The following is a 15,487-nucleotide window of genomic DNA, read 5'->3' on the forward strand; positions in this document are numbered from 1 at the left end:
AAATCAGCAATGCTTTTTTCAAGTTAGTAATTAATCAATTAATTAGTTCGTTGTTATATCGTTTAAGTTCGGACCTTTTTCGATAATTTCGCTGAGGAAATCTCTTTTTGCGATTAAATGAGCTTCTGCATCAGCCATTGGTACATGGTTCACGACGAATGCGTTTACAGCTAAATCTTGCGCATAATCTGGATTTTCAACCACTTTAGCAACGGCACGATCCAATTTGTCAACAAAGTCTTCGCTAATATCTTTTGGCAATAAGAAGAAGTATTCTTTATCGAAGGCAAACGGTTGGCCATCAATCACAATGCCTTGTTCTGCGAAGGTTGGAATATTATAACCTTCAAGTCTTTCTTCAGAGGTAATGCCAACGAATTTCATTTTAATTTTGTCATCAACACCGTCTTCAGTATACTGAACATTAGAAGAAACAGAGCCATGGATAATATCGGCGTTGCCATCCCATAGAGCTTGGTCCTTATCGCTTTGTGAACCTGTTACATACACTTTCACTCGGTCAGCAACTTCTTGCCCATACTCTTCTTGAACCCAAATGTAAAAGGCGTCAAAGCCAATCTGTGATACGCCGCCAGCTTCAATCGCAACTTTTAGCTGTTGATCAGGGTTAGCTACTAACCAATCAACCGCTTCGACCATTGTGTTAAATGGTGCATCGGCTTTTGCTAAGAACGCATTTCCTGGATTCAAGGCAACAACTGGGCCAATTGTCCAATTTTCAAGAGCATATGCATCATTGAAACTACCATACTCTACACCTAAATAGGCCATATCATGGAAGAACATTACCGAACTTCCATCCTTTTTTGCTTTTGCTAGTTCATCAAATGCACGGTTCGCACCAACTGCATCTACTTTTGCGTTCGTTTGTAGTTCTTTTTCAACATATCTCGTAATCGCATCAGCATTTTGATACGTGTCACCAGCTGTAGAACTTGAACCAATTAAAACCCTTACCCTTGACACATCAATCGCTGTGCTCTCACCTTCATCTTCATCTGCTGAAGTCGTTCCAGAATTGCTTCCACATGCAGCCAAAACCATCGACAAGATTAAAATCACAATAAATGGCCATCGTTTTTTCATTTTGGTATCCTCCTGGTATTAGTAATGTAAGCGGTTACTTTATTTACAAAAAACAACCAATTACTGAGGCGATTCGACCGGATCTTCACACTGAGTTGCACTCAGCAGAGATTCCTTTAATTAAGAGAGCGATATTTCTAGCTTGGTTGTAAAGGAGAATTTCGGCATTGTCCATGCATTCTTCCAATGTCATTGGGCCTGTAGCTATCGAGTGACAACTCATGAAATGATCATATAACGCTTCATATCCTTTTCCTAAACTGCCTGATAAAAGGATTGTTTTCACACCATGCTCATTGCCCATATTGGCGATAAAGGCAGGAACTTTTCCAAATAATGTTTGGTAATCACTTTGACCTTCGCCCGTTATGACAAAATCAGCATGAATGATTTTTTCTTGTAACTTTGTTGCATCGGCGACAATTTTTGATCCAGATTGCAGGTTCCCACTCAACACGAGAAAGGCGAAACCTAGACCACCTGCGGCACCTGCACCTTCTTGCTGTTTCAATTCAGTCCCTAGCTGCTGTTCGATTAAGCTTCCATATGCATCCATCGCTTGATCAAAGCCTTCAAGCTGGTCTGCGGCAATCCCTTTTTGCGGACCGAAAACGTAAGTTGCCCCCTTCTGTCCGGTTAAAGGGTTGGTGACATCACTTGCAATTGTAAATTTACATTTACTCAATAAAGGGTGTAAATCGCCTAATTCAACACGTTTTACTTTAAAGAGCGAACCTCCAACTGGCGGTAATAGCTGATTATTTTCATCGAATAATTTTGCTCCTAGGGCTTGAAGCATTCCAAGTCCCCCATCATTTGTTGAGCTTCCGCCAAGTCCAACGATAAATTCACGGTACCCTGCTTCCATTGCATTCCGAATGACCTCGCCAATTCCAAACGTCGTCGTTTTCATTGGGTCTCGCTGATCAGGGGGTACCATTGGTAACCCAGAAATAGCGGCAATTTCTATGACAGCGGTTTTCTCGTCTCCTAGGACACCATATTCTGTTTCCACTTGGTGACATAAAGGGCCGGTAGCTGTTGATGGAAAGCGCTTTCCATTTGTTGCAAAAATAAGTGTTTCTAGCGTCCCCTCGCCTCCATCAGCCATTGGAATAATTTCTAATTCGACTTCTGGCAGTTCTTTTAGAAAGGCATCTCTTATAATCGTCCCAACTTTCAATGCTGTTAGACTACCTTTAAAGGAGTCAGGTGCTATAACGATTTTCATTGTCCCACCTTTTTCTAAGATTTAATGGATTACACTTATATTAAACTATAATTAAGGGGACATATCTTCGGTGCGTTACCTAAACTTTTGGATTGATTTTCCGATAAAATTAGGCATCTGCACTATTTAACTTTTACACTATTAATTTCTTAATAACGATGATAAACCGTAGGATCATGGCATCATGGAAACTTTTCGGATCCAACCCTGTTTGTTTTGCAATGTTATCAAGCCGATAAAGCAACGTATTTCGGTGGATATGAAGGCTTTCCGCCGTACATTTCATATTTAAATCACAATCAAATAATGCTTGTAATGTTTGAATTTGTTCATCATTAAGAGGCGTTTTTTCAGAAACATATTGTGCATAAAATCTTGTTAATCCATCGATTGGTACTTGATGAAGCAGATTGATAAACCCCCAACTCGAATTATGGGCAATATGCTCTTTACACGGGAATTTGTCTAGCAATTGCAAACTATCACGGGCTTCAAAATACGATTTGCGATAGCCTTCAATACCGTGATAAGAATGACCAATACTAATGTCGACCGGCAATTTATGACTAGCAAAGAAACCTTTAATGGATTGAGCAATCGACAAGTAATTCTCTTGCATATAGGGGACGCCTATTAAACAGTGAACATCATCAACAAAGGCTGAAAAGGCGATTTTTGGAATAAACGATCTTATTTGGTTCAACCAATTATCTTTCTTTTTACGAATATGGATCATATCACTTGTCTTTTTTGACTTCCAATCCGGAAAGCGAATAAGGAAAACAGATGTTTCTTGGTCGAAATTTATGTTCAAATAATGTTTTCCATCGGCAATCAGTTTCGTGCGATTTAAATCAGAAGGATGAATCAGGTCCAATACCCAGTTCTCCATAATTTTATTTTCATATTGAAGTCGATTAAATAATTCCATTTCTTGAATCATCACTTCAACGGTCACTTTTAAAATTTGTGCAAAGCGGAGGGTTTCATCAGGGTCTCCGGTTACTCCAATCACACCAATAATCAAATTTTGGTTTTCAACCGGTAAGTTGACACCCGGCTTTGAACCGTAAAACTTCTTTTCATCACCAGAATAAATGATGATTGGTGTTTTTTTCTCAATGACCTGCAATGCCCCTTGATGAATTTGATGCATCCTGTTAGGGTCAGTACTGGCGACAATGACGCCTTCCTCATCCATAATATTGATATTGTAATTGACCAACGCTTTCAGTTTTAAAATAATCGGATGTGCTAATTCAGAGGTTATTTTCATCTCTATCACCCTTTAAGATTAGATAAACACACATAAAATCATATCTTAAATACAGTGCTAAACTTCTTTTCATCTGTTAACGTTTTAGGACAATTTTGCTTGAGAACAATCAGTCCGAAACTGTTACGCTTTCAGACAATTTCCACACTTTTCTTGCTAAACCTGTCTGAATCGGTGCTGCTTTCGGACAACTTCCATACTTTTCCTGCGCAACCTGTCTGAATCGGCACCGCTTTCGGACAACATCCATACTTTTCTTGCTAAACCTGTCTGAATAGGCGCTGCTTTCAGACAACTTCCATACTTTTCTTGCGCAACCTGTCTGAATCGGCACTGCTTTCGGACAACCTCCATACTTTTCTTGCGCAACCTGTCTGAATCGGCACTGCTTCCGGACAACTTCCACACTTTTCCTGCTAAACTTGTCCGAATCACGCACCCCTTTCCTTAACGTAAAAAAGCCACAACGAGCAAAATGGTTTTTGCTTGTTGTGGCTTTTTTCAAACAACTGGAAGATAACAAACCGATTGTTACCGAACTGTGGCATCACTCGACAAAACCTAATGCGGACTCCCTTTCCTTTCGCATTTTCAAGTTATTTCACATATTCTGCCATGCGGGCAATCGTTCTCCAATAATGATAGGCTAAGCGATCGACCCATAATAAGGCTTCGACTTTTTCGACGGAAGTTTCTAATTCGGTTTCATTTTTAACCGAACGTTCAAAATATCGGTGGCGGCGCTCCCGTCTCTCATCAGCAATTGTCGCCGAAGTTTCCGCTAATGAAGACGCAAACTCAACTATCTTCTCTTCATGTCCCATACTTGATTCGTTGTGGAGCAGTACCCCGTACCATTCACTTATTAATTTCTCCTGAAGTTGAACCGCCTTTTCTTTTTGTTCGTCTTTTAACACTCTCGTTAAACGTTCAATATGATCTAGCGCATGGACAACGGCTAAATGTTTATGATGGAGTTCCGGATTCGTTGATTGAATCGAATCTAAAAACCGCCTCGTGGTCGCAATCGCTTCTTCTACGTGCAGAATTTTCTGTTCGTAAATTCCATTCGCTCTCTTCGTCTCCATTAAGAGAACAATCGCCCCAGATAATTCCCTCATCATCTTTACTAATGTTTTATATGCCGCATCAATTGCAACGGACGGAACAGTTGCAACATTCGGGTCTAAATAACTAGTTAAGGCATTTCCTTTGTCTGGAACCATTTTTAAAACAAGATTGGCAAACGGGCGTAAAAACGGAAGGAATAGAAGTGCGCCGATTATTTTAAATAACGTATGAAAAATCGCGATACCGAGCGTCGCATCAAATTCTCCATTTAAAGACGTACCAATCGTCACTGTTAATGTTAAAAGCAAGGGCGCAATTAGGAAAGCGATGCCGCCAGTTATTATGTTGAAAACGACATGAGTTAAGGCGGTTCGCTTCGCTGGGATCGAGGCACCAATCGCGGCCAGCACCGCAGTTACCGTCGTGCCGATAGTTTGACCAATGACAAGAAAGGCTGTCTGTTCAAAGCCAATCGCACCTGCATGAAGCATCGTTAATGTTGTCGCAATCGCCGCACTCGATGACTGCATCACGACCGTCATCACCAGCCCAATTAAAATCAATAAAAGTTTATGGGGAAACGTTTCGCCTGAAATTGAGTTAAACATAAACATATTTTCTAAACCATTCATTCCTGCTTGTAAAAACTCGATTCCGAGAAACAACAGACCAAAACCTGCCACGACCGTTCCATACGGTTTATACCGCCCAGGAGCAAACGTCAATAAAATGCCGCCACCTATGAACGGCAGGGACATCGCCTGAAGATCGACTTTAAACCCAATTAATGAGACAATCCAACTAGTACTCGTGGTGCCGATATTTGCACCAATTATTACTCCAATCGATTGCATAAAAGTGAGCAAACCAGCACTAACGAAACCAATCGTAAGAATGGTCGTCGCACTCGATGATTGGATTAACGCTGTAATAAGCGCTCCCGAAAGAATACTTCTTACCCTTCCCCCTGTAAAGCGGTTAAGCCATTTTTTCAGCAGTCCACCAGCAAGCTCCTTTAAGCCATCAGTGAGCATATTCATCCCTAATAAAAATAACCCGATCCCACCAATCACATGAAGCAAGCTCTCACCCCCAATCTTCTTAACTATCGTTATGGCGCGCATCTATGTTTCTATGTTTTTTATTCAAAAGTGAATAGATTTCATACTCTTATTTTATCGCGGATTCACCGACAGTCATACCCCTCACTACAAGAATAAACCTGCGTACGACGAACAGGCGAACGCATTAAAAAACCGCTTTAATCGGAACTTTGAAGCACTTGAAAAATCGGACCGAGAAGCAAAAGAGCTCTTCTAACTCGAGAAGCAGCACCTACCGATTCGATTACATTCGAGGCGTAGGTGCAGCTAACCGTTCACTCGCTTCTAACAGTTGTTCACATTTCTCGATAAGTTCGATGATTTCCTTCCAAGTCATGTCGATTCCTAATGCATTGGAATGGGCAATTTTATCGCGCAAATCTCTTAAATCATTTGAGATGCGTTTCCATTCCTTATTGGACGGAAGTTGAAAATGCTCTTTTAAAAACGGATCTTTCTTGATAATTTGTAATTTATCACTAATTTGCAAGCATTCGACAAGGTTGATGTCCTCATCCTTTGCTTTTCTTTCTTCCAACAAGTTCATCGCTTTCTCAACTCGACTTTCACTTATGAAGCTTTGCCAACCATTATTAGGAATTCGCTGATGAATGAGTTCCCCTAAATTCATTTCCAATAAAGTAATATAGCCAAAGATTAGGATGCGAACAGGCGGCTTCTGTAAATCTGCAGCGGTCACTAACTGCGTTACTTCATTCTTTTCTAATACAAATATTCGTTTGCGATCCTTAAAAATATGTAAAAATTCAATTAGTGGCGTTGAGTGAGCAATAATGTCCCGCGTTTGAATTGGCGTCACATAGTCACGGATCGTACCGCTTTGCAATTTCCCCTTTTCAACATACCCAATCACATGGTTTTCTTCTATAACGCCAATCAAATCATAATTTCTCGCCGTTAACTCCCGCTTGATCTCCTCCACCGAATCATTGATTTCACAAACGAGCAGCTCTTCAGCAATTGAATCCACCGTTAGATTTGTTTCATATATCGTTTTAAGCGTTTGATATTTACTCTTTCTGCTTACTGGCTCGACCCTTTTCATTCTGTATCTCCTTTTAAACGACAAGATTGTTCATCTATATATAAGGTTAATCAATCTTTCCTCAATGTCAAACAACCTCAGCTGGAAAAGAGCTGAACTGTTGTGTTAGTTGCCCTAATTTTACCATCCAATTTACGATACCTATTATGCTAAAATAAATTCTATTAAATGATAGATTCGGGGGGATTCGATGAAAAAGGTATTGGTTATTCTCGTATCGATATGCTTATTTTCGATGTTACTCCCACCTGTGTAAACGTTAATTCTATAAAAGGAGAGGAATTGGCTTTTCATTACCCAATTTCTCTCCTTTTCTTGTACTCTATTCCTTCACACTTGCTGTGAACTGCTTATTAGGGGCGTAGATGCTACTAATATGCTATACTTTAGGAAGTTTTCGTTCAGTGAGGTGGATATTTTTGGATTTAACTAAGTCGAAAGCAGGCCCGAGGTCAGCTTATCTTTATTTGTTTATTATTGGAATTGTTCTTATTGCTTTTAATTTACGGCCTGGAATTACCTCAATTGGCCCATTAATTGGAATGATTAAAAGGGATGTTGGTCTTACCCATTGGAGTGCTGGCTTATTAATGAGCTTGCCATTGGTTGTTTTTGCCATTATAAGCCCACTTGTTCCAAAGATTGCCGCTCGGCTGACAAATGAACGGGCGTTACTCATAGGATTAGTCGTGCTTATCATTGGAATATCCATGCGATCCATTCCTATGGCATTTTTTCTTTTCTGCGGAACGCTTTTTGTTGGAGCAGGGATTACTCTTGGCAATGTCCTATTACCAGCCGTTGTCAAAGAAAAGTTCCCACAGAAGTTCGGTTTAATGACGAGTGTTTATTCTGTATCTTTGGGCTTGATGGCATCATTAGCATCTGGGGTAAGTGTCCCATTCGCAACGAAATTAAATCTTGGGTGGCAAGGAGCCCAATTTGTCTGGGTAATTCCAGCCATTTTGGCAATTATCGTCTGGACCTTCCTTCTCAAGTCCAATCAAAAAAGTCAGCAAGTACAAATGCAAGCTGGTTTTAAGTCCCCGCAAATGTGGCGGTCCCCGCTTGCCTGGCAAGTGGCCCTCTTTTTCGGTTGCCAGTCGTTTCTATTTTACGTAACGATTTCTTGGTTGCCTGAGATCTTGCATAGCCAAGGCATGAGTTTGGAAACAGCGGGATGGATGCTTGCCTTTACTCAAATCGTAGGCTTGCCGGCGAGTTTTATCGTTCCCGTCCTCGCTGGACGTTATCAATCGCAAGTATGGATTGCTTTCACTTTAGGGATGTGCTCGATACTCGGTTATAGCGGGCTATTATTCGGATCATCTTATCCAATTTTAATTATCAGTATCGTCTTAATTGGGATTGTCTTGGGAGGAAGCTTTACTTTAGTGCTAAGCTATATCGGACTTCGGGCCCGAAATGGCACTCAGGCTGCCGCCTTATCCGGAATGGCCCAATCAACCGGGTACATCCTTGCTGCAATTGGTCCACTATTTATCGGATATTTATACGATTTGACGCATGTATGGACCACTCCACTGATTGCTTTGATTGTCGTTTCATTCCTCGTCATGATTTTTAGCATGATAGCTGGACGTAATCGATATGTTTAGGGGCGAAAGAAATTTATCACTCATTGAAAAAGAGTAATTGCCGGGTGCTCTTTTGAGGTGTAAAAAACAGCAGGGCAACCATGTTGGAATTTGCCCTGCTCTTATCGTTAATCCTACTTCCCTTCTTTGACAATTAACAATAATAGACGGAAAATTTCCGCTTAATTAGTAAAAATCATTGAAAATAGCATAAATAAGCGGAGAGATTCCGTCTATTAACTTAATAAACGTGAAACTGGGAGATTTTTATGTGCATAAGCGGAAAATGTCCCCTTATTTTCCCCGAAACGAGCTCGATTCTGCATTTAACCGGAAAATCTCCGCTTATTTTACTTTCGCTAGTTATTCAATTAAGGACAAGCCTTTTATTTAAGAGAGGGAAGATAAAAAAGCCTTTTTGGACTTCATGAAGGAAGGAACAAGAATTGAGTTTCAATTTGAAAACAGTTTACCCTAGATTACTAGTGCTAAAATCATTGAGATTTAGTACTCTATTTATCGTTAAATTTGTTGTTTTGCACTGTTAAAGAGAAACCGTTAACCCAATGCGCAATTACTCTTTTTTTATAGATAATTTGTGACATCTCGACGCCGTAGATTTTCAATTAAGGAGTTTATGTGAACAATCTCACAAACCAGTAGTCTTAAGCCGAATGGAAGTTATAAAATAGAATTGTAGAAGAATACATAAAAAACGACCGATGAGTGGGTAAAAAAGAGCCACTTTACATCTTGTTTCCGTCAACATGCTCATTCATTTACAAAATGGAGGGTAACAAATGAAACTGCTAGAAAAAGGCAATATCGGAAAAATGGAACTTAGAAACCGTGTATTCATGGCACCAATGGGCACGGCAACGGAGCCTGATGGTTCATTTTCAGACAGATCCATCCGTTATTATGAAGAAAGAGCAAAAGGCGGGACAGCCCTAATCATTACCGGGGCCAATCAAGTTACGACGAAGTATGAAGCAAAAGCATGTAATGTTTTAGATACTCATCGTTCTTTTGAACAATTAAATTTTCTAGCACGTCGAATCCATAATCATGGCGCGAAACTTTGCCTGCAAATCACCCCTGGACTTGGGAGAATGCAGTTACCGACAAGGGAAGGTGCCCCATACTCATGTAGTGAAGTAGACGCCTTTTGGTTCCCTGAGATCACCTGTAAACCGTATTCAATTGAACAAATCCAAGACATTGTTCAGAAAATGGGCGAAGGTGCCGCAAAAGCAAAGGCTGCAGGAGTAGACGCGATTGAACTTCATGCCTATGGCGGCTATTTAATGGACCAATTCCAATCAACTTTATGGAATAAACGAACAGACGAATATGGCGGTGACTTACAAGGAAGAATGCGCTTTACTCTTGAAATCATTGCGGAAGTTAAAAAGACATGCGGTGAAAACTTCCCTATCCTTGTAAAATATACTCCTTACCATGGAGTAGAAGGTGGTCGTGAATTGCCAGAGGGAATCGAAATCTCCAAAATGCTGGAAGCAGCAGGTGTCGCTGCCCTTCATATTGATGTTGGCTGTTATGAAGCATGGTATAAAGCCATTAACACCGTTTATGAAGAGGCTCCAACCCAAATTGATATCGCCAATGAAGTCAGAAAACATGTTACCATCCCAGTGATGTCGCAAGGAAAACTTGGAAACCCAGGATTAGCTGAAAAATGCCTCCAAGAAGGAAAAACTGATTTTATCGGACTAGGCCATCAATCGTTAGCCGATCCAAATTGGGTCAATAAAGTAAAACGCCATGAAACATATGATATCGTTCCTTGTATTGGCTGTAATGAATGTCTTTATGCTGGTTTTACCGGAAAAATCATTCATTGTGCTGTGAATCCGCTCTGTTTTAATGAAGATTATTATCCAGTGACAAAAGCAACGGAGAAAAAACGTGTACTCGTTATCGGGGCAGGACCTGGAGGAATGGAAGCGGCGATAACCGCAGCGGAAAGAGGTCTTGAAGTTGAGCTTTGGGAGAAAACGAATCAACTTGGTGGGACTTTATTAGCAGCAGGCGGACCGAGATTTAAGAAGGGCGTTGCCAATTATGTTCAATATTTAGCAGGAAAAACGTATCGCAGCAACATTAAGCTTAAATTGATGAAAGAAGCAACAATGGAAGAAGTGATGGCCGGCAACTTTGATAAGGTCATCCTTGCAACAGGTTCTCGTGCATCCATTCCACCGATAAAGGGAATTGAGGACAATGCAAAAGTCGTGATGGCGAATGATATTTTAACAGATAAAAAGAAATACGGAGATAAAGTCGTTGTCATTGGCGGTGGTCTCGTCGGTTGTGAAGCAGCTGCTCATTGTGCGGAAAAAGCCGAAAAAGTAACCGTCATTGAAATGTTAGATGATATTTTAGTAACAGCTGACCATTGTTTGAACAATGACCAATCGCTCCGACAATTGTTAAAAGACAATGAAATTTCAATTATCTCTAAAGCAAAGGTAACGAATTTGACCGATGCAGCAGTCGAATATGTTCTTGAAGGAGAGCAATATACATTAGAGGCGGATACAATCGTCATTGCTGCAGGCTATGTTTCAAATGACGAACTTTTTGATCAGCTAAATGGCAAAGTCGACATTGATAAAATTGGTGATGCTGTTCAGCCAGATAAAATATTAACAGCGGTTCACCAAGGATTCCACCTTGCTCGGAGCCTATAATAGTTTTGAACAAGCACCCCCTATTGGCGGCGGTGCTTGTTTTTTATTCCCCGATTCGCCCGTTCCCTTTTTGAAATGATGGGCATATGATGATGAATGAAAACGCGGAGGGGAATGATAGAAGTGTATAATGGTTCTCAGATGAATGGATATCCTTTTTACCCAAATACGAACGGCCTGACAAGAAGTCATGAGGAAAATACACAAAAAGTGAGTGAAACGATTCTTGCTGCAATCAAGCGAGAGGCTTCTACTGTTGAACTTTATAAGCAATTAGCGAATGCAGCGCCAAATGAAACGCATAAAAGTGGCATTCTTTATGCGTTGGAGAGAAAAAAAAGCAATCTAATCCAATTCACAAATCTATATATCAGCTTTACGGGAACACAACCTACGTTCGAAGTTGAGCTTCGTCCGTTCCAAAGTTACCAAGAAGGTTTACAGATTGCTTATGAAACAGAGGTAGAGGGATATAAAGAGGATCAGCAGCGTTATTTACTTACTCAACATCCACAAGTGCGCAATGTGCTTTTATGGGCTTTAGCTGGTGAACAGGAAAATGCCGCTCGGTTCGAGTTTTTAAATGGGGAAGCATTAAATCAAATTACCGATTATGGCACAAAACCGTTTGTCGTTAATATTGAACAGGTTACAAAGCAAAACAATACGTTCCGAACCGCTTTATGGACAGGAACGCATTTGCAAGTCACACTGATGAGTATAAATGTCGGCGAAGATATCGGCTTAGAAGTCCACCCAACACTAGATCAATTTTTACGGCTTGAACAAGGGCAAGGCATTGTTCAAATGGGAGCGGACAAAGACCGCTTAGATTTTCAGAGAAGAGTTGCTGATGATTTTGTCATTTTGATTCCTGCTGGCACATGGCATAATCTAACCAACACAGGGAATATCCCACTGAAACTTTACTCGATCTATGCACCGCCAGAGCATCCATTTGGAACCGTTCATGAAACGAAAGCCATTGCCATGGCTGCTGAAGAAGAACATCATCATCATGAATAAGAGTTTTTTGACCGTTGACTCTTTTAAAATAGAGAAAAACCGGGCAAATTGAATTGTTGCCCGGTCCTTTTGTCCTACATTTGAAAGTTCATTTACATAGTTCTAAGGTTAATAACTCGTTTGGTTATTAAGATGATTGGTAGTAATCAGATTAAAAAGATGGATTGGAATTTTCATTAATAGGCTAAGTTTTACTGCTAGTACTTGGATTAAACGCGATTTTCAGCTTGGTTTTATACTAGTACTTGGATTAAACCGTTTTTTTGCCGTTTTTTATTACTAGTACAAGGATTATATCGGCCTTCTGACCTCATTTTATCGCTAGTACTCGGATTAAACCCTCAATTTACAGCGGTTTATTTCGAGTACTAGCAATATATCAACAAGATTTAGTGTTTTTAATCCGCGTACTTGGATTAAAAAACGCGTTACCAGCATTATCGTTCAAAAAACCTACGGAACAATCAATTTTTTCACAAGTCTGATGCCAAAACTTATACTTTCATACCTTTTAACCGATTGGTGTGCCGCTAAGGGGCGGTTTGCCTATTAGCGAAAAAAATCTTTCGCCTTATTTTTAATCGTTCAGTTTAATAGAGCCAAACTTTCAGCAAGGATAGCAGGTTTTCAAGATTTACTGGTTTGCTAATATAGTCTGATGCCCCGGCTTCGATACATTTTTGACGGTCTTCTTTCATTGCTTTTGCCGTGAGGGCGATTACTGGAAGTCTCTCGTATTCTTTCATGTTGCGAATCGCTTTAATCGTTTCATATCCATCGAGTTCTGGCATCATAATATCGGTTAATACTAAATCGATATCAGCCTTTTCTTCTAAAATTTTCAACGCTTCCTTGCCGTTCTCTGCGAAATGAACATTTAATCCAAAATCTTCCAAAGCGACCGTTAGAGCATAAACATTTCGCATATCGTCATCGACTAATAAAACATGATGTCCTGCAAGAATATTTTCTGTCTCCTTGTTCTTTTCCGGAATCAAATTTTCTAACTCTTTGTTATTCATTTCGGAAAACAGCATTCTACCCTGCTTATTTTCCCCTACCGAACCTGATTCGACAGCAGCCGCCACTTCTTTTTCACTGTTCATCATCCCTACATCAACCGGTAAATAGAGGGTGAAGATGCTTCCTTGTTCTTTCTTGCTTTCAAGGGTAATCGTTCCGCCAAGAAGCTCCGCCATTCCTTGACTGATTGACAAGCCTAATCCGGTGCCCCCATATTTACGGCTTGAGGTGCCATCCGCCTGTTGAAATGCTTCAAAAATAAGTCCTCTTTTATTTTCTGGCACTCCAATCCCAGTATCAATTACGGAAAAAGCGATTAGTTCTCGCTCCCCCTGTATTGCCTTCATTACTTTCATCGTAACTTTCCCATTTTCAGTAAACTTCAACGCATTCGAAACGAGATTTTTTAATACTTGATAGACTTTTTGTTCATCTGAGAGGATATATGTCGGTACATCATGTTCGACCTCCACTTCATATTGAATGCCCTTTTGCTCGGCAATCGCATGAAATTGTTTTTTAACTAAGCTCACAATTTCTTTCACATTCGTTTCGGTTAATTCGACCTCCACTTTACCGGACTCGATTTTAGCCAAATCTAAAATTTCATTAATGAGCTCTAGTAACTCCTTTCCAGCTGAATAAATGGTATTCGCATATTCCTGCTGTTTGTCTGTTAAATTTCCCTCTTTGTTATCTAACAAAATTTGCGCTAAAACTAATAAACTATTTAATGGAGTTCTTAGCTCATGGGACATATTTGCCAGAAACTCTGATTTATATTGCGATCCTAACAATACTTGCTTCGTCTTCTCCTCTAAGGCGAGTTTTGCCTCTTGTAATTCTTGCAAGCGTTGTTCTGATTGTTTATACTGAGCCTCCAGCTCTTCATTCATTGTTCGCAATTCTTCCTGTTGCAGTTGAAGCTCTTCTGATTGATCCTGAAGTTCTTCATTCAGTTCCTGTGTCTGGCCCAACAGCTCTTTTACTTCCATTTGTTTTTGAATTCGGTTCATGACAATTCCAAGCTGGTCCGTGATTCCGTCAAGCAATTCTTCATATGGACCTGAAAAATGATTGATGCTAGCCAACTCCAGAATGGCAAGAATCTCATCATTTTGTTGAATCGGCAAGATAATGAGCTGATTGATTCTCGCCTCAACCATGCCAGTCGTTACCTTCATTTCATCTTTTACGAGCGGTTGAAGGTGGATGATCTGTCCATTCTCCAAACATTGTCCAACTAGATCCTCGCCGATTTCTATTTTTTCTTTTGCTTTGTCCCCACCATAAGTGGCTAACTTACGCAAATAAGGTTGCCTTTCCTTCGTTTCTTTTAAATAGATGACACCATAATTCGCGTCAATCATCGGAGAAAGTGCTTGAAGGTAACTCGTCCCTAAGCTTTCCAAATCATGCATATCTTGTGTTACCGTGTGGAGCTCTGTTAGTTTCGTTTTTACCCAGTTTTGTTCCTCAATATCTTCTTTATGGAGCCGCGCTTTCGTTTCATGAACTTCCAATGTCGCCGCCATTTCGTTATAGGCTTGAGCAATTTCACCAATTTCATCGGTGTTAATAATTGGGATTCGTGGGAGCTGCTCAGAACCATTTTCGACACTATTCATGACTGCTTTTACTTTTCGTAAGCGTTTCGTAATTTTTGAAATCGACCAAAAGGACAAAGCAACCCCAAACAGTACCGCTAATGCAATCGAGACGATTCCCATATATACGGCTGTCTGAAGCGTTGAGTCCGCTTCTGCAAGAGTATCATCCATCGCAATTTCCTGGTCTCTGATTAACGATTCCGAATAAGAAACAATTGTGTTCTTTAACGTTTCGGCAACTAATAATTCGCCTGGCTCATTTTCAGTATTTCCGAGGCTTCTTTTCAGGAGAATTTGCTCCACTTGAACGATATAATCCTCACTTCGTTGTTTTAAAATAGCGATTTGGTCATTTTCCGGACTGTTCGGACTCAACTCAACGAGCCTGTCTAAAGAATGATACAAACTTCGAATCCGATTATTTAAGGAATCATAGCTCGTGCTAGATAAAGTACCGATATCGCCTTCTACATCTGCATGTATATAAATTGCTTCTCTAGTCGTATTAACTAAATGTTTGATCCGTTCATAACGATTTTTAACTAGTTCATTAATTTCTTTATTTTGATTATTTGATAGATTAATATTAACTACCAATAAGATCGTCATTAAAAATAGCATAATTCCAAAGCCTAAATAGAGCCTTGTGCTAAACCTCATGA

10 protein-coding genes are annotated in these 15,487 nt (G+C 40.1%); 3 read left to right on the forward strand and 7 right to left on the reverse strand.

Annotated elements, in window-relative coordinates; translation table 11 throughout:
* Positions 1-42 precede the first annotated feature (42 nt).
* The 6 genes from GNT69_RS01960 to GNT69_RS01985 all read right to left on the reverse strand — a co-directional run bounded on the left by GNT69_RS01960 (position 43) and on the right by GNT69_RS01985 (position 6,854).
* Positions 43-1,107, reverse strand: coding sequence for a tripartite tricarboxylate transporter substrate-binding protein (locus tag GNT69_RS01960; RefSeq protein WP_203553258.1), 1,065 nt, complete (start codon positions 1,105-1,107; stop codon positions 43-45).
* An 85-nt stretch (positions 1,108-1,192) separates the two neighbouring features.
* Complete coding sequence (locus GNT69_RS01965) at positions 1,193-2,338, reverse strand: glycerate kinase (protein WP_203553259.1); 1,146 nt, start codon at positions 2,336-2,338, stop codon at positions 1,193-1,195.
* A 133-nt stretch (positions 2,339-2,471) separates the two neighbouring features.
* Positions 2,472-3,614 (reverse strand): CdaR family transcriptional regulator, encoded by a 1,143-nt coding sequence (locus GNT69_RS01970; protein WP_203553260.1) that lies wholly within the window; start codon positions 3,612-3,614, stop codon positions 2,472-2,474.
* Positions 3,615-3,723: 109 nt separating this feature from the next.
* Entirely contained in the window at positions 3,724-4,020 is a 297-nt protein-coding gene (locus tag GNT69_RS01975) for a hypothetical protein (RefSeq protein WP_203553261.1), read from the reverse strand.
* Positions 4,021-4,210: 190 nt separating this feature from the next.
* Positions 4,211-5,758, reverse strand: coding sequence for a Na/Pi cotransporter family protein (locus tag GNT69_RS01980; RefSeq protein WP_343206459.1), 1,548 nt, complete (start codon positions 5,756-5,758; stop codon positions 4,211-4,213).
* Positions 5,759-6,032: 274 nt separating this feature from the next.
* Positions 6,033-6,854, reverse strand: coding sequence for a hypothetical protein (locus tag GNT69_RS01985; RefSeq protein ID WP_203553263.1), 822 nt, complete (start codon positions 6,852-6,854; stop codon positions 6,033-6,035).
* 419 nt (positions 6,855-7,273) lie between these two features.
* Between GNT69_RS01985 and GNT69_RS01990 the strand changes: the two genes are divergently transcribed.
* The 3 genes from GNT69_RS01990 (at position 7,274) to GNT69_RS02000 (ending at position 12,192) form a co-directional block, all read left to right on the forward strand.
* Positions 7,274-8,473 (forward strand): CynX/NimT family MFS transporter, encoded by a 1,200-nt coding sequence (locus GNT69_RS01990; RefSeq protein WP_239093989.1) that lies wholly within the window; start codon positions 7,274-7,276, stop codon positions 8,471-8,473.
* Positions 8,474-9,252: 779 nt separating this feature from the next.
* Entirely contained in the window at positions 9,253-11,166 is a 1,914-nt protein-coding gene (locus GNT69_RS01995; RefSeq protein WP_203553265.1) for an oxidoreductase, read from the forward strand.
* A gap of 123 nt (positions 11,167-11,289) precedes the next feature.
* Entirely contained in the window at positions 11,290-12,192 is a 903-nt protein-coding gene (locus tag GNT69_RS02000) for a cupin domain-containing protein (RefSeq protein WP_343206437.1), read from the forward strand.
* A gap of 590 nt (positions 12,193-12,782) precedes the next feature.
* Here GNT69_RS02000 and GNT69_RS02005 read toward each other — a convergent pair.
* A complete protein-coding gene (locus GNT69_RS02005; RefSeq protein ID WP_203553267.1) occupies positions 12,783-15,485 on the reverse strand; it encodes a response regulator in 2,703 nt (900 codons plus the stop codon).
* Between the last annotated feature and the right edge of the window lie 2 nt (positions 15,486-15,487).

The organism is Bacillus sp. B15-48 (genome assembly GCF_016879755.1).
Taxonomy (GTDB): domain Bacteria; phylum Bacillota; class Bacilli; order Bacillales; family Cytobacillaceae; genus Mesobacillus_B.